Source organism: Pseudomonas sp. FSL R10-2189 (genome assembly GCF_009600325.1).
GTDB classification, from domain to species: domain Bacteria; phylum Pseudomonadota; class Gammaproteobacteria; order Pseudomonadales; family Pseudomonadaceae; genus Aquipseudomonas; species Aquipseudomonas helleri.
In genome coordinates this window covers 1-15,671 of the sequence record NZ_WIVZ01000035.1, presented here as the reverse complement: position 1 = coordinate 15,671, position 15,671 = coordinate 1, and the positions used below count along the sequence as shown (strand labels likewise).

The 15,671-nt window shown below is 56.8% G+C and carries 18 protein-coding genes; 11 read left to right on the top strand and 7 right to left on the bottom strand.

All coding sequences use genetic code 11. The annotated features are described in order from the left end of the window. Window positions 1-82 precede the first annotated feature (82 nt). The 4 genes from folE to GHO32_RS20905 all read right to left on the bottom strand — a co-directional run bounded on the left by folE (window position 83) and on the right by GHO32_RS20905 (window position 2,382). Entirely contained in the window at window positions 83-628 is a 546-nt protein-coding gene (gene folE, locus GHO32_RS20920; protein WP_048371280.1) for a GTP cyclohydrolase I FolE, read from the bottom strand. 77 nt (window positions 629-705) lie between these two features. Further along, a complete protein-coding gene (locus GHO32_RS20915) occupies window positions 706-1,263 on the bottom strand; it encodes a Smr/MutS family protein (RefSeq protein ID WP_153335623.1) in 558 nt (185 codons plus the stop codon). A gap of 63 nt (window positions 1,264-1,326) precedes the next feature. Beyond that, on the bottom strand, window positions 1,327-1,647 hold the full coding sequence (locus tag GHO32_RS20910) for a hypothetical protein (RefSeq protein WP_153335624.1): 321 nt from the start codon (window positions 1,645-1,647) through the stop codon (window positions 1,327-1,329). A 144-nt stretch (window positions 1,648-1,791) separates the two neighbouring features. Next, entirely contained in the window at window positions 1,792-2,382 is a 591-nt protein-coding gene (locus GHO32_RS20905; protein ID WP_153335625.1) for a cysteine hydrolase family protein, read from the bottom strand. A 274-nt stretch (window positions 2,383-2,656) separates the two neighbouring features. Between GHO32_RS20905 and prmB the strand changes: the two genes are divergently transcribed. Further along, window positions 2,657-3,565: a 50S ribosomal protein L3 N(5)-glutamine methyltransferase gene (gene prmB, locus GHO32_RS20900; protein WP_153335626.1), complete on the top strand. Its 909-nt coding sequence runs from the start codon at window positions 2,657-2,659 to the stop codon at window positions 3,563-3,565. A gap of 38 nt (window positions 3,566-3,603) precedes the next feature. Here prmB and GHO32_RS20895 read toward each other — a convergent pair whose 3' ends face one another. Then, window positions 3,604-4,395 carry a hypothetical protein gene (locus GHO32_RS20895; protein WP_153335627.1) on the bottom strand — a complete coding sequence of 264 codons (792 nt, stop codon included), beginning with the start codon at window positions 4,393-4,395 and terminating at the stop codon, window positions 3,604-3,606. A gap of 59 nt (window positions 4,396-4,454) precedes the next feature. Next, the gene (locus GHO32_RS20890) at window positions 4,455-5,453 is read right to left on the bottom strand and encodes an alpha/beta hydrolase (protein ID WP_153335628.1); all 999 of its coding nucleotides are present in this window, start codon (window positions 5,451-5,453) and stop codon (window positions 4,455-4,457) included. Window positions 5,454-5,595: 142 nt separating this feature from the next. On the opposite strand from GHO32_RS20890, the gene aroC reads away from it, so the two are divergent. From aroC to mtnC, 5 genes are all read left to right on the top strand, one after another. Continuing rightward, window positions 5,596-6,687 (top strand): chorismate synthase, encoded by a 1,092-nt coding sequence (gene aroC, locus GHO32_RS20885; RefSeq protein WP_048371267.1) that lies wholly within the window; start codon window positions 5,596-5,598, stop codon window positions 6,685-6,687. A gap of 34 nt (window positions 6,688-6,721) precedes the next feature. Further along, window positions 6,722-7,870, top strand: a complete 1,149-nt coding sequence (locus GHO32_RS20880; RefSeq protein WP_048371265.1) for an MFS transporter — start codon at window positions 6,722-6,724, stop codon at window positions 7,868-7,870. Beyond that, window positions 7,867-8,487: a methylthioribulose 1-phosphate dehydratase gene (locus GHO32_RS20875; RefSeq protein WP_153335629.1), complete on the top strand. Its 621-nt coding sequence runs from the start codon at window positions 7,867-7,869 to the stop codon at window positions 8,485-8,487. The genes GHO32_RS20880 and GHO32_RS20875 overlap by 4 nt, the downstream gene beginning before the upstream one ends. Window positions 8,488-8,588: 101 nt before the next feature. Beyond that, entirely contained in the window at window positions 8,589-9,134 is a 546-nt protein-coding gene (locus GHO32_RS20870; protein ID WP_153335630.1) for an acireductone dioxygenase, read from the top strand. Between the two features lie 9 nt (window positions 9,135-9,143). Further along, entirely contained in the window at window positions 9,144-9,821 is a 678-nt protein-coding gene (gene mtnC, locus GHO32_RS20865) for an acireductone synthase (protein ID WP_153335631.1), read from the top strand. Between the two features lie 249 nt (window positions 9,822-10,070). On the opposite strand, the gene GHO32_RS20860 is transcribed toward mtnC, so the two are convergent. Next, a complete protein-coding gene (locus GHO32_RS20860; RefSeq protein ID WP_048371628.1) occupies window positions 10,071-10,349 on the bottom strand; it encodes a DUF3509 domain-containing protein in 279 nt (92 codons plus the stop codon). Between the two features lie 312 nt (window positions 10,350-10,661). On the opposite strand from GHO32_RS20860, the gene GHO32_RS20855 reads away from it, so the two are divergent. The 5 genes from GHO32_RS20855 to GHO32_RS20835 all read left to right on the top strand — a co-directional run bounded on the left by GHO32_RS20855 (window position 10,662) and on the right by GHO32_RS20835 (window position 15,564). After that, window positions 10,662-11,195, top strand: coding sequence for an ankyrin repeat domain-containing protein (locus tag GHO32_RS20855; protein ID WP_153335632.1), 534 nt, complete (start codon window positions 10,662-10,664; stop codon window positions 11,193-11,195). Window positions 11,196-11,266: 71 nt separating this feature from the next. Further along, entirely contained in the window at window positions 11,267-11,797 is a 531-nt protein-coding gene (locus tag GHO32_RS20850) for a hypothetical protein (RefSeq protein ID WP_048371256.1), read from the top strand. 81 nt (window positions 11,798-11,878) lie between these two features. Continuing rightward, window positions 11,879-12,070: a PLDc N-terminal domain-containing protein gene (locus tag GHO32_RS20845; protein ID WP_048371254.1), complete on the top strand. Its 192-nt coding sequence runs from the start codon at window positions 11,879-11,881 to the stop codon at window positions 12,068-12,070. Window positions 12,071-12,277: 207 nt separating this feature from the next. Beyond that, window positions 12,278-13,153 (top strand): polyamine aminopropyltransferase, encoded by an 876-nt coding sequence (gene speE, locus GHO32_RS20840; RefSeq protein ID WP_153335633.1) that lies wholly within the window; start codon window positions 12,278-12,280, stop codon window positions 13,151-13,153. A gap of 329 nt (window positions 13,154-13,482) precedes the next feature. Beyond that, a complete protein-coding gene (locus GHO32_RS20835) occupies window positions 13,483-15,564 on the top strand; it encodes an LTA synthase family protein (protein WP_153335634.1) in 2,082 nt (693 codons plus the stop codon). Window positions 15,565-15,671 lie beyond the last annotated feature (107 nt).

Genomic DNA, 15,671 nt, shown 5'->3' with positions numbered 1-15,671 from the left:
CAATTAAATAAAGGATGGAGCTTAGCCGAAACAATCAGGCGAAAAAAAACCGGCGATGAACGCCGGCTCTTTTATGCCCGGATTACTTGATCAGGCTGAGAAACTCGCTGCGTGTGGCCGCGTTTTCGCGGAACTCACCCAGCATCACCGAAGTGATCATCGACGAGTTTTGCTTCTCGACACCGCGCATCATCATGCACATGTGCTTGGCTTCAATCACCACGGCAACGCCCAGGGCGCCAGTGACTTGCATCACCGCGTCGGCGATCTGACGGCTCAGGTTTTCCTGAATCTGCAGGCGACGTGCATACATGTCGACGATACGTGCGACTTTCGACAAGCCCAGCACTTTACCGCTTGGAATGTAAGCCACGTGCGCCTTGCCGATAAAAGGCAGCAGGTGGTGTTCGCACAACGAGTACAACTCGATGTCCTTGACCAGCACCATTTCGCTGTTGTCAGAGCTGAACAAGGCACCGTTGGTGACTTCTTCGAGGGTCTGCTCATAACCGCGGCAAAGGTATTTCATGGCTTTGGCGGCACGCTTGGGCGTGTCCAGCAGACCTTCGCGGGAGACGTCTTCGCCAAGCTGACCGAGGATGGCGGTGTAGTTTTGTTCCAGGGACATTAATCTACCTGTGGGATTTTTCGCAAAGGGCAAGGGTACGGGGGCTGACTCGGCGCTGCAAGTGTGGCGATGCGCGGTTACTCGTCGCGGCCTTCCATCATGGTGCGTTTGAGCATGACGTAAACGGCACCGGCGCCGCCATGTTTGGCCTGGCAGGAGCAGAAACCCAGGACTTGGGCATGTTGGCGCAACCAGGTGTTGACGTGGCTTTTGATCATGGGTTTTTTGCCGTCCAGACGCACGGCTTTGCCATGGGTGACGCGTACGCAGCGGACTTCAAGGCGGGTGGCTTCGCCGAGGAACTCCCAGAGTGTTTCGCGGGCCTTTTCGACGGTCATGCCGTGCAGGTCCAGGCTGCCGTCGAAGCTGATCTGGCCCAGCTTGAGTTTGCGCATCTGGCTTTCTTGCACGCCATCGCGGGCCCAGTGCAGTTGATCTTCGGGGCCGACATCAATCACAAACTGGTCAGACAAACCGTCAATGATCGTGGCATTGCTGCGCACAATTGCGTTTTGCCGCAGTTTGGCCAGTTGCGCACGGTCAGTCTTGGGTTTGCCAGTGTCGGCGCGATCATGCTTGATCGGTTTGACACCGCGAATCTCGTTTTTGAACAGGGAAAAGTCGTCGTCTTGCATGTCAGCCTCCGCGAAGGGCGCACAGTTTACCCAAGTAGACGACATTCGGCAGGCCGATGTGTATTAGTCGCGCTTTTTCATCAGGTGCGGCGCCATGTTCAAGCCAAACGGTGCACGCATACGCCGACGGCTGCGGCGCCATAGCCAGATGCCCAGCCAACTGACCAGTAGCCCGGCGATCAGCACCAGCGCCGCAGCGGTGGGGTTGGCGTTCAGGTCGCCCAGAGCTGCCGGGTGGCCGATCAGGCTGCTGGCGCCGGTCAACAGTAATGCTATCCCTGCCAGTGTCAGCAGGGTAGCGAGGGTCAGAATCAGCCATGCGCGCCAGTTTCGGTGTTCTTTAGGGCGTAAGCGTCGTGCATCAAAACCATCGGAGATCTTCATTCCGATCTTTCCTTATAGGGTATCGGCCCTTCAGACAGGAACATGGGCGGGTTGTTCCTGAGGTGCTCCGAAATCGGAGTTCAAGCTGGCGCACAGCAAGGGTGCAGATAGGCGGTCAAAGGGCGCCGCCTATCGGTGGCAGGCTCAGATCAGGTTTATGGTTTGGGCCAGGGTGGCGAAGTTGTCATTCATGATCGCCATTTCGGTTCGCTGCACGTCTGCCGCGCTGATGACGCCGTTGGCGGTGGGCAGGTCGCGGGTGGCGCAGGCATCTTCGACCAGGGTGCAGCGAAAGCCGTAGTCTTTGGCGGCGCGCACGGTGGTGCTGACGCTGGAGTGGCTCATGAAGCCGCAGACGATCAGGTCCAGGGGGCCCAGTTTTTCGAGGGCGCTTTGCAGGCCGGTGTCGTTAAAGGCATTGGGCATGCGCTTTTCGATAATCACTTCATCGCCTGTCGGCTCAAGCCCGGCGATGAATTCGCCGCGTGGGCCTTGCGGGTCGAACATGCCGCCGACCGTGCCCAGGTGGCGAACGTGCACCACCGGGCGCTTGGCCTTGCGGGCGGCTTCGAGGAGCAGGGCGATGTTGGCGGTCGCGGCTTCCATCCCGGCCAGGGCCAGCGGGCCGCTGAGGTATTCGTTTTGCGCATCGATGATCAGCAGGCTGGCATTGCTCAGATTAGCTGCGGCATAACCACGCCCAGTGAGTTGAAACATCGTCTTTAAAGCGGACATTCGGGGGCTCCTTTGAGTGGGGCTTTTGCGACATTCTCCACTGGCCGAGCGTTTATGTGAATGGGCAGTCGTGTAAGCCACGCCGTTGTTGGCCTACAGCGATGTCAAGAAACATTGCAAACGTGCATAAACCTACGAAATGTAACGTTTTTAAGTTTTTTGTAACGGATTCAGACGCGTACAAATGAGTGCCCCGTATCACCGTCGGGCACAACTTTGGCCGCGTCGGAATTTGGCTGTTAGAATCGTGGGTCGATTTTGAGGAGTAAGACCGTTGATCACTTCCCGACTGCGCACACTGCGCGACCATATTCGCTGGGCTGTTAGCCATTTTCACAGGGAAGATCTATTTTTTGGTCATGGCACCGACAACGCTTGGGACGAGGCTCGTCAACTGGTGTTGGGTGCGTTGAACCTGCCGTGGGAAATTGCCGACAGCTACCTCGATTGCCGCCTTGAAGACGATGAACTGGTGAACCTTCAGCATTTGCTCAAGCGCCGCATCGAGGAGCGCGTGCCCACGGCGTACCTGTTAGGCGAAGCCTGGTTCTGCGGCATGTCGTTTATTGTCGACGAGCGGGTGTTGATTCCGCGTTCACCGATCGGTGAGTTGATCGAAAAACGTTTCGAGCCATGGCTGGGCGCTGAACCGGCGCGCATTCTCGACTTGTGCACCGGCTCGGGCTGCATCGGTATCGCGTGTGCCGATGAGTTCCAGAATGCCGAGGTAGTGCTGGCGGACCTGTCGTTTGAAGCGCTGGAAGTGGCCAATCAGAACATTGAGCGCCACGGCGTCGATGAGCGTGTGTACACGGTGCAGGGCGACGGCTTTGATGGCTTGCCGGGCCAACGCTTTGACTTGATCGTGTCGAACCCGCCGTATGTGGATGCCGAGGACTTTGCCGACATGCCTGCCGAGTATCAGCACGAGCCCGAGCTGGGCCTGGCCTGCGGTGATGACGGTTTGAACCTGGTACGGCGGATGCTGGCCGAAGCAGCGGATCACCTGACCGAAAAAGGTTTGTTGATTGTCGAAGTGGGCAACAGCCAGGTGCATGTTGAAGCGTTGTACCCGGAAGTGGATTTTGCCTGGCTCGACTTTGAACATGGCGGCCACGGCGTGTTTATGCTGACCGCTGAGCAGTGCCGCGAGCATCAGGCGCTGTTTGCTGCAAAGGTTTAAGGGGTAAAACCCGGCAGGCCCTGCAAGGGGGCCTGCCTTCAGCGATGGGTGGCAATCCAGATCAGTAAGGCGGCCTGAAACACGGCGAACGCCACCAGACAGGTGATGGTGAAGCGCAAACCGGTGTCTTCACGCTTGAACTTGCTGATCTTCTCGTCTTTTTCACGCAGCTTCAGTTCTTGTTCCTGCAAGTTCTGTTCAGCCTGCTGGAGCATCTGCGCTGCTTCGAGAATCTCGACAAACTGGATTTTTTCACTGTTCCAGGTGTTGTACAAATCCGCCGCAAGCCCCGCTTCAATCCGCGCCTTGCGATGCAGGGCGTCTTCATAGATCACGTCAAAGCCTTGGGTGCGCAAGCAATGATCGCGGCGCAGGCGCATGTCTTCGTGCAGGGCGTCCTTGGTCGGCAAGTCGAAGCTTTCATAGCGATAGCGGGACCACTTTTTCTGTACCCACTGCGCGCCCTGGGCCATGAGAAAGCGCCCGATGCCCCGGTTCAGCGGCTCAACCAGCACGCCGCGTTCGGGGCTGATGCTAGCAAGTTGGGTGGTGTGATCAAGCCAGATATCGAGCTGGTTTTGCTCTTTGCGGACCTGTTGGCCGGGCAGCGAAATGCTCAGGCGCAGCAAGCTCAGCTCTTTGTTATGACGCTCCGCATAACCAAACTGGACGAAGCGCAAAGGCCGCGCGCCGGTGCTGCGATCGGTGGGCAATGGCGCCAGGCGCAGCATTTTGAAATGCTCGGGCTGCACGTCAGCCCAAGGTCGCGGGGGCGCCTCGGGCGTGGCCGGCTCTGGCGAGTCGGCGGGTTGTGAAGGGGTGTCGCTCATAACGGCAAAATCCTGTGCAAGCACGATATGTCGGCTCAATGAAGACGGCCGACAATGTTTTATCGGCCGTTATGCGCAGGACTGGAGGGCTGAGCGGCATTCACTTTTGCGATAAAGCGCACAATCCGGTCACCGACTTCACCCGCGAGGCGCTGGTTAGGGTCGTTGTAGGACAGCACTTGGCGTTTGATGTCCATCGGCACAATGCGCATGACGTGGTTCATGCCGTGTACCAAAGTCAGGGACGCGTCTGGCTTGGCGGCTTTAAGAAGACGCGCATCTTTGACCTCGACCTGAATATCGTGGGTGCCCTGAATAATCATCGCCGGCATCTTCAGTGCAGCGAAGGCTTTGGCCGGGTTATAGCGCAGCAGGCTGATCAGGTAAGGCTGCACGCTTGGGCGAAAGATTGCTTCAAGGGCCGGCGGCACGTTGTCGTCGGTGTGCCCGGCTTCGAGGCTGGCGATCAGCTCAAAGCTGCGTTTGAGCAGGGCCGGCGGCAAGTTGTTGCGCTGCAATTGTTCACGCAGCAACTGACCAATAGGGCGCCCGGAACCGGCAATCGAGATAACCCCGGCGGCGTCGATGCGCGGGGCGGCCAGGACAGCAATCAGTGCTCCCTCGCTGTGACCGAGCAAAAATACTTTGCCAAAACGCGGGTCGGCCTTGAGCTTGTCGCCCCAGGCCACGGCGTCGCTGACGTATTGATCGACGCTCAGTTGGCGCTCATCCGGGGCGGCCGGCTGGCTTTGCGCAATGCCGCGCTTGTCAAAGCGCACGCTGGCAATGTTGTTTTGCGCCAGACGCCAGGCGAGTTTTTTCAAACTGTCGTTGCGCCCGCCAATCGGGTTGTTGCCATCGCGGTCGGTTGGCCCGGAACCGGCAATCAGCAAGACCACCGGCACTGGTTTGTCACTTTTTGGCAACACCAGCGAGCCATACAGAGTACCGGAGCCGGTATCCAGCTCGATGGGGCGCAGCAAGACGTTGGACTGAGTCGCCGCAAAGGCCTGAGTACCAAACAGGGTTAGAACCAGAAGGAGTATTCGCAGCATCATCACGCCATCATTGTTGAAAGTGCCGGTTACACAACACCGGATGAGTAAGGTTGGAGGATGAACTACAGAGGCAGCCTGCGTATACTGGCGCGCTTAGTTATCCAAGCTTAGTTTTTAGGCTGATTTTCACGGAGCGCCCTGAATGTCCGGCAATACCTTCGGCAAGCTGTTCACTGTTACCACCGCAGGCGAAAGCCATGGTCCGGCGTTGGTCGCTATTGTAGATGGCTGTCCACCCGGGCTCGAGCTGTCTCTTGAAGACCTGCAACGTGACCTGGACCGCCGCAAACCGGGCACTAGCCGCCACACCACACAGCGTCAGGAAGCCGACGAAGTCGAGATTCTATCCGGTGTGTTTGAAGGCCGCACCACCGGGTGCGCCATTGGTTTGTTGATTCGCAACACCGATCAGAAGTCCAAGGACTACTCGGCGATCAAGGACCTGTTCCGCCCGGCCCACGCCGACTACACCTACCACCACAAATACGGCGAGCGCGATTATCGCGGAGGTGGGCGCAGTTCTGCACGTGAAACTGCCATGCGGGTAGCCGCCGGGGCGATTGCCAAAAAGTATTTGGCGACCCAGGGCATTGTGATTCGCGGCTATATGAGCCAGTTGGGCCCGATTGAAATCCCGTTCAAAACCTGGGATTCGGTCGAAGAAAACGCCTTTTTCAGCCCCGATCCGGACAAAGTGCCAGAGCTTGAAGCCTACATGGACCAACTGCGCCGTGATCAGGACTCGGTTGGGGCCAAGATCACCGTGGTGGCTGAAGGTGTGATTCCGGGGTTGGGCGAGCCCATTTTCGACCGTCTGGATGCCGATTTGGCGCACGCCTTGATGAGCATCAATGCGGTCAAGGGCATCGAAATCGGCGCCGGCTTTGCCAGCGTTGCCCAGCGCGGCACCGAGCACCGTGATGAACTGACCCCGCAGGGCTTTGTGAGCAACAATGCGGGTGGCATTTTGGGCGGTATTTCGTCGGGCCAGCCCATCGTGGCGCACCTGGCGCTCAAGCCTACGTCAAGCATCACCACGCCGGGCCGCTCGATTGATAAAGACGGCAACCCGGTCGACGTCATCACCAAAGGTCGTCATGACCCGTGCGTTGGTATTCGGGCGACCCCGATTGCCGAAGCCATGATGGCCATCGTGCTGATGGACCACCTGTTGCGTCATCGCGGGCAAAACGCCGATGTGCGTGTGACGACGCCTGTGCTGGGCCAATTGTGATTCAGCGGTCGTTGAGCGCCATGGTCTGATGGCAATGGCGCCTCTTCCTTACTGGCGTTTGTCAGGGTTTTACCTTTTTTACTTCGCTTTGCTCGGTGCTACAGCGCCTTTTCTGGCGCTGTACTTCCATCACCTCGGGTTCTCCAGTGCACGGATCGGCGAGTTGGTCGCCATTCCCATGCTGATGCGCTGCGTGGCCCCCAACTTGTGGGGCTGGCTGGGTGATTACACCGGCAAGCGCCTGCTGATCGTGCGGCTGGGTGCGTTGTGCACCTTGCTCGGCTTCAGCCTGATCTTTATCAGCAAGAGCTACGCCTGGCTGGCGCTGGTCATGGCGTTGCATGCGTTCTTCTGGCACGCCGTGCTGCCGCAGTTTGAAGTCATCACCTTTGCCCACCTGCGCGAACAACCTGAGCGTTACAGCCAGGTGCGTTTGTGGGGTTCGATCGGTTTTATCCTAACGGTGGTGATTCTGGGTCGCCTGTTTGAATGGCTGAGCCTGGATATTTACCCGGTGGCGCTGGTGGTGATCATGGGCGGCATAGTCTTGTGCAGCTTGTGGGTGCCCAATGCCCAGCCTTCGAATCAGGGGCGAAAACCTCACGAGGGCGGTTTTTTCAAGCAATTGCGCAGCCCCGGCGTGATTGCGTTTTATGTGACTGTTGCACTGATGCAACTAAGCCATGGCCCGTATTACACCTTCATCACCTTGCACCTTGAAAGCCTGGGTTACAGCCGTGGCGTGATAGGTATGCTGTGGGCGTTGGGGGTTGTGGCTGAAGTCCTGATGTTTTTGGCCATGCGCCGCATCCTGCTCAAGTTTTCGTTGCGTCGCGTATTGATGGCCAGCTTTGCCTTGGCCGCCTTGCGCTGGCTGTTGCTGGGATCATTTGCCGAATATCTGTGGGTGTTGCTGTTGGCGCAGTTGATGCACGCGGCAACGTTTGGCAGTTTTCATGCGTCGGCCATGAGTTTCGTGCAGCGCAGTTTTGGCCCCGGTCAACAAGGGCAGGGGCAAGCGCTCTACGCCACCCTGGCCGGTATGGGCGGCGCAGCGGGAGCGCTTTATGCCGGTTACAGCTGGAACACACTCGGGCCGACTATCACCTTTAGTATGGCAAGCCTCGCAGCACTGGCTGCAGCCGTTATCATCGCTACTCGATTGCAAGAGGACAGGGCATGAGCCTTACCCGTGAACACTTGAGCCTGGAAATCATTGAAGCCGGGCGTTTTTTATATGGTCGCGGCTGGTCGCCGGCCACCAGTAGCAACTATTCGGCCCGGCTATCGGCCACCGAGGCGCTGCTGACGGTGTCTGGCAAGCACAAAGGCCAACTGGGCATTGATGATGTGCTGGCCACGGATTTGTCAGGCAACAGTCTGGAACCGGGCAAAAAGCCTTCTGCGGAAACTCTGCTGCACACCCAACTGTACAGCTGGCGCCCGGAGATCGGCGCGGTGTTGCACACGCACTCGGTGAATGCCACGGTGTTGTCGCGGCTGACGCCGGGTGACAGCATCGAATTTGAAGACTACGAACTGCAAAAGGCTTTCAGTGGTGTGTCGACCCATGAGTCGACAGTCCTGGTGCCGATTTTTGACAACGATCAGGACATCGAGCGACTGGCCGCCAAGGTTCAGCCCTGGCTTGAGGCGCACCCTGACTGCGTGGGTTACCTGATTCGTGGGCACGGTCTGTATACGTGGGGTGCGCGCATGAGCGATGCCTTGCGTCAGATCGAAGCCTTTGAATTTTTGTTTGAATGCGAGTTGAAAACCCGCGCTGTGCTTAACCGTTAACGCTGACTTCACGTCGAAGAAGCCCATCGCCTGATTTCAACGGTCTGCCTGAACGGCCTGGAAAAGCCGAAAGTGCACGCCGAAGCTGAGGAACTACCCCCATGAGCAGCCTTTCTGTTTACCACGTTTCAAGCCCGGAAATACCCAACAAGGTATTGACCCACCTTGAAGACATCACCTCAACGCTGGCCGAGCAGGGCGTGCGCTTTGAGCGCTGGCAGGCGGCTGCGCCGATCCAGCCGGGCGCCAGCCAGGACGAAGTGATCGACGCCTATCGCACGCAGATTGATCAATTGATGACTGAGCAGGGCTACGTCACCGTTGATGTCATTAGCCTCAACAGCGACCACCCGCAAAAAGCCGAGCTGCGCGCCAAGTTCCTCGATGAACACCGTCATGGCGAAGATGAAGTGCGTTTTTTCGTGGCGGGCCGTGGGCTGTTTACTCTGCACATTGGTGACTATGTGTATGCCGTGTTGTGCGAAAAAAACGACCTGATCTCAGTGCCAGCGGGCACCCCGCATTGGTTTGATATGGGCGAGCACCCGCACTTTGTGGCTATCCGGTTGTTTAACAACCCTGAAGGCTGGGTGGCCAACTTTACCGGCGAAGACATCGCCAGCCGCTTCCCGCGCCTCGAAGACTAAGGACACCGTATGCCGATCAAAGCCATCCTCACTGACATTGAAGGCACCACCAGCGCCGTCAGCTTTGTGTTTGACGTGTTGTTTCCGTTTGCGGCCAAACACCTGCCTGACTTCGTCCGTGATCATGCCGAAGACCCTGAGGTTGCGGTGCAACTGGGGGCGGTGCGCCTGGACAGCGGCGAGCCCGAGGCGGACGTTGAGCGGGTGATCGAGATCCTCCAGCAGTGGATCGCCGAAGACCGCAAAGCCACGCCGCTTAAGGCGCTGCAGGGCATGATCTGGAAGCAGGGTTACGAGGCGGGCGAGTTGAAAGGGCACGTCTACCCGGATGCGGTTGAGGCCCTCAAGGCCTGGCATGAAAAGGGCTATGACTTGTACGTGTACTCGTCAGGTTCGATCCAGGCGCAACAGCTGATTTTTGGCTGCTCGGAGGCGGGCGATCTGAGACCCTTGTTCAGCGGCTACTTCGACACCACTTCCGGGCCCAAGCGCGAAGCCCAATCGTACCGGCACATCACCGAAGCCATCGGCTGCCCGGCGGGGAAAATCCTGTTTCTATCGGACATCGTCGAAGAGCTGGACGCGGCGCAACAAGCCGGCATGCAAACCTGTGGTCTGGCGCGAGAAGGCGGGAAGAAGTTGGGTGATCATCTGACGGTCAGCAGCTTTGCCGAGATCGATATTTAATCTTTGAACGCGAAGAAGCGAGCTTGATTGCGATCTTTGATGTTGTAAAGATCGCGAGGAAAGCTCGCTCCTACGGTTGGATCGCTTACATCCTGTAGTCGCTGACAAGGCACGAAGGCTGCGAGCGAACACCCCCGTAGCAGTTGACGAGCTTTGCGAGGCTACGTCCGGGCGCGCAGCGGCCGTAAAAATAGCCAAGACCAAAAGATCGCGAGGCAAGCTCGCTCCTACAGTTTGATCAGGCTTTTATCAGCGTGTGTGATAGGTCGGCAGGGCAAAGCGATGCTGGCTTTGCAGCAGTGAAATGGTCGGCAGTTCGCTGGCCGTACCTGCCAGATCACGACGAATCGCGCTGATCACCCAAGTCAGTTGCTCGGCGGTGTGCAGCTGCGCGTATGAAATGACCCGCTGAGTCTGCTTGCCTTCGCTGTCACACAATGTCAGCAATACACCACCATCCGGGCGGGGCTTAACGTTGACGGTGTAGTTCGAAAACAGGGACGCGAATTTTTCTTGGATCAGGCTCATGTCAATCAGCTCCATTAGCTCATCTGTGCTTGCATGGAGAGGTAGTTGCAGTGATTGTGCCAGTACGCCAATCTAATAAAATCCTTCTAAATCAATGGCTTATATTTTTATAGTGATGCGGGGTTCGTGCATTTTGCATGAATGGCCATCATGCATCCTGCATTTTGCCCAGTCACACAGTTTGTTGGCGTTTTTGTACAAGAGTCGTTTTTCTGATTGATTGTCTCTATGACGCTCTTGTGTAAAAAGGGGATGACACCGTTGGCCGCTCTCGGGAAACTACGGCTTTCTGTAGTCAACCTGGAGCCTCATATGTCAGACAACAAGCCAGCCGACCAACAACGGCAGATGACCACCGAGGAAGCGGCTGAGTTTGCCGAGCAGGTTTTCAATAAAGCCCGCGAGGGTGACGCCGCCATGCTGGCGGCTCTGATGAGCAAGGGCTTGCCGCCGAATCTGCGTAACCACAAGGGCGACACCTTGCTGATGCTGGCCAGCTATCACGGGCATGTCGACGCTGTGAAGGTGCTGCTTGAGCACAAGGCAGACCCTGAAATTCGCAATGACAACGGTCAAAGCCCGATTGCTGGTGCGGCGTTCAAAGGCGACCTGGAGATGGTTAAAACCCTGATCGAGGGCGGGGCGCAGGTTGAAGGCGCTTCGTTTGACGGCCGTACCGCCTTGATGATGGCTGCGATGTTTAATCGCACCGAAATCATCAAATATCTGGTCAGCAAAGGCGCCGATCCAAAAGCCAAGGATGCCAATGGGATCACCGCACTGGATGCTGCCAAGACCATGGGCGCAAACGATAGCATCGCGCTGTTGAACGAGTTGTTGGGCTGATTACATGCCCTTGAGGCGCGCAATTGATATATCCTGCGCGCCCTCAATTTTCCTTGTGACAGGCCTTGCCCATGAAAAACACTCTCGTTGAACTCATCAGCAAAATCAGCTCTGGGTGCATGGGCGACGAAGAAATTGCAAAAATCGCTGATGAAGCAGCGCAAGCCTACGCTGATCAAGACGCCTTTCTGGCGGCAAACCCGGACATCAACTACGACGACACTTACCCTATTGCGTTGGGCGAGTGGGTCGTCATTGGCAGCCTGCCGGAAACCGTCCTGTTCCAGGCTGACACCTATGTCGACCTGTTCACCCAGATCGTTGCCTCGTTTGGTCCTGGCGTGCCTTTCAACATCAAGCCCAAGCAATTGGCCAAAACCGAAGCGCTGACGGCGTTGAACCGTATCCAGATCCAGATGGGCAGCATGAACCCGGAGAACGGCGGCTATGTGCTGCTGAACCTGAGTCAGCCGCTGGATGATGAACTGCAAATGGTGTTGGTGTACGGCAATGACGTGCCGCGGGTGCTGGCCTTGTGTGCCGAGGTAGGTATCAGTGCTGCGCCTGCGCTGGAAGCATTGAAGGTCGCTGTTCACGTTTGATGTCCGGCCTGCAATAAAAAACGGAACCCTCGCCGTAGCTGACTATCCTAAGTAAACACGCACTCACTCAGGAGCATCACCATGGGGTCGACGTTTAATGGTCTGGTAGGTCTGATTATTCTGGCGCTGGATATTTGGGCCATCATCAATGTGCTCAAAAGTAACGTCGGAACCGGGATGAAAATCCTTTGGGTGCTGTTGATTATCTTCTTGCCGGTGCTCGGCCTCATTATCTGGGCCATCGCCGGGCCGCGAGGCAATGTGCGCATTTAAATCGTCGGCCAGCGGGTGGCGACGGCTTTATTTGTCGCCACCCGCTGAGTTTGTCTGAGTCAAGGTTCGACCTGTCATGCTCGTCGTCGTAGAATGCGCGCCTTTCTTGGGCAGTTGAACGCGTGTACCGCAACAGTGGTAAACGCTCAAGCTGCCGATCATGGGCGGGTGACCGTCCGTTGCCATCTGCATTCAAAGGGACTTCCCATGACTGAAGTACTTAGCACCGACTATCTCGAAACCCTCTACGAGGGTTATGGTCAGCGTTTTCGTATGGACAAGCTGCTGCACGAAGTGCGCACTGACCACCAGCGCCTGGTGATTTTCGAAAACCCGGTGATGGGCCGGGTCATGGCATTGGATGGCGTGATTCAGACCACGGAAAAGGATGAGTTCATCTACCACGAGATGCTGACTCATGTGCCGATTCTGGCGCACGGCACGGTCAAGCGCGTGCTGATCATTGGCGGCGGCGACGGTGGCATGCTGCGCGAAGTGACCAAGCATGTGGGCATTGAGCACATCACCATGGTTGAGATCGACGGCACCGTGGTTGAAATGTGTAAAGAGTTCTTGCCGAACCACTCGAAAGGGGCCTACGACGATCCGCGCCTGAATCTGGTGATCGATGACGGCATGCGCTTTGTGGCGACCACTGAAGAAAAGTTCGATGTGATCATTTCTGACTCCACCGACCCGATCGGCCCGGGTGAAGTGTTGTTCTCTGAAAACTTCTATCAAGCCTGCCATCGCTGCCTGAATGAAGGTGGTGTGCTGGTGACGCAAAACGGCACGCCGTTCATGCAACTGCAAGAAGTTAAAACCACCGCAGAGCGCATGCGTGGTTTGTTCGCCGATTGGCACTTCTATCAAGCGGCCGTGCCGACTTACATCGGCGGTTCGATGACGTTTGCCTGGGGTTCGACCAACAGCGATTACCGCAAGTTGCCGCTGGAGACGCTGCGTCAGCGTTTTATTGGCAGTGGCATTGTTACCCGCTATTACAACCCTGAAGTTCACCTGGGTTCGTTTGCTTTGCCGCAATACGTTTTGCAGGCGATTAACAAGCCAGGCAACGTTTAACCCGCAATGACTTCCAGAAAGGGCCGAAAGGCCCTTTCTTATGTTTCAAATTATGCGTTTGCACAAAATTTTCACGTGCCGTCCATGACAATTTGCGTGCAAAATTTCGGCTCGGCTGCTTCTCAGAAGCCATTCACCTGGATGTCCAGTTCAGGTGTCGAGCCAAACCCTGTGCATTAAAGGGTGCAGTATCAGTGGTAAATCACCGGTGATCGTGCAACATTTGCCCGCCCGCGCATGACCTCCCTGCACGTGTGCCCTATAGGCGCAGGTGCTGGCCGTGCACAGAAAAGCCACTTCAACTTGAATCAATTGGGTCCTAAAACGACATGGCAAACCCGGACGCCTTAAAACAACAGAACGCTGCCCAGCGAATGTTGCAACCGACCGTCAAATCGCATCTGGCGTTTACGCTGCTCAGCGCCTTGATCATGATGCTGATGTTTACCCTGTTGCGGGTGGCATTGCTGGTTTACAACCGGGAAATGATCCTGGATACCCCGGCCTCAACGTTCCTTGAAGCCTTTTTCAATGGTCTGCGCTTTGACCTGCGCATCGTCGTTTATCTCAGCATTCCTTTGCTGCTGTCATTGCTCAGTGCGCATGCGATGCGACTGCGCGGCACCATGCGTTTCTGGCTGACTGCAGCCTCCAGCCTGGCGCTGTTCCTGGGCCTGATGGAGATGGACTTCTACCGTGAATTCCACCAGCGCCTCAACGGTCTGGTCTTCCAATACGTGAAGGAAGACCCGAAAACCGTCATGAGCATGCTCTGGTACGGTTTCCCGGTGGTGCGTTACCTGCTGGCCTGGGCTGTCGGGACGGTGATCCTGTACTTTGCATTCAAAGGTGCAGACCGCGTAACCCGTACCCGTGCGACATCGGCTGCTGCCGCGGCTACTCAACGTGCCGTCGCGCCATGGTATGCGCGCATTGCCGTGTTCATGGTGATTCTGGTGGTGTGTGTAGTCGCTGCTCGCGGCACGCTGCGTCAAGGTCCTCCACTGCGCTGGGGTGATGCCTACACAACGGATTCCAACTTCGCTAACCAGTTAGGGCTCAATGGTTCCTTGTCGCTGATTTCAGCAGCGCAGAGCCGCTTCTCTGATGAGCGCAGCAATATCTGGAAAGCCAACCTGCCGCAGCCTGAGGCTCAGCAGACCGTGCGCGATATGCTGCTGACCCCGAACGACAAGCTGGTCGATGCGGACACCGCGCCTGTGCGCCGTGATACCACGCCACCAGAAGAAAAAACCCTGCCGATCAAGAACGTTGTCGTCATCTTGATGGAAAGCTTCGCTGGCCACTCGGTGGGTGCGCTGGGGCGTCCAGGCAACGTCACGCCTTACTTTGACAACCTGGCTAAAGAAGGCCTGTTGTTTGAGCGCTTCTTCTCCAACGGTACGCACACGCACCAGGGCATGTTCGCCACCATGGCGTGCTTCCCGAACCTGCCAGGTTTCGAATACCTGATGCAGACCCCGGAAGGCAGCCACAAGCTGTCCGGTCTGCCGGAGCTGTTGAGCGCCCGTAAATACGATGACGTGTATGTGTACAACGGTGATTTTGCCTGGGACAACCAGTCTGGTTTCTTTAGCAACCAAGGCATGACCACGTTCGTTGGCCGTAATGATTTCGTGAACCCGGTGTTCTCTGATCCTACGTGGGGCGTGTCCGACCAGGACATGTTCAACCGTGGCCTGGAAGAGCTGAAAAAGCGTGAAGGCAAAGAGCCGTTCTATGCCTTGCTACAAACCCTGTCCAACCACACGCCGTATGCCTTGCCGACCCCATTGCCGGTTGAGCGGGTGACCGACCGTGGCTCGTTGAACGAGCATTTGACCGCCATGCGCTATTCGGACTGGGCGCTGGGTCAATTCTTTGAAAAGGCGCGTAAAGAGCCGTACTTCAAGGAAACCTTGTTTGTGATCGTGGGCGACCACGGTTTTGGTAACGAGCAGCAAATCTCCGAGATGGACCTTGGGCGTTTCAACGTTCCATTGCTGTTGATCGGGCCGGGCATCCAGGAGAAGTTTGGCGCGCGGGTTGACACCGTGGGTACGCAGATCGACATCGTACCGACCATCATGGGTCGTCTGGGTGGTGAGTTCCGTCAGCAATGCTGGGGCCGTGACCTGCTGAACCTGCCGGAAGGTGACAAAGGTTCAGGCGTGATCAAGCCATCTGGCAACGATCAGACCGTGGCCATCATCAGCGGTGATCATCTACTGGTTCAGCCTAAAGACATGCCAGCCAAGGTATGGCAATACAACTTGGGCCCTAACCCGGAAGCCAAAGTGGTGACTGACTCGCCAGACGAGGCTGAACTGAAGAAGAAGCTTGAATCCTTCTTGCAGACAGCAACCAAAAGCTTGTTGGATAACACTGCGGGTGTAGTAGATCCGAAGTAAACCAGCGTAAAAAAGAAGAGGCCTCAGGGCTAATGCCAGTCAGTTAAGCTGACTGGCATTTTTATTTTCGGGTCGGATATTTTGCTGGGCGCTGCTTCACTGCTCGC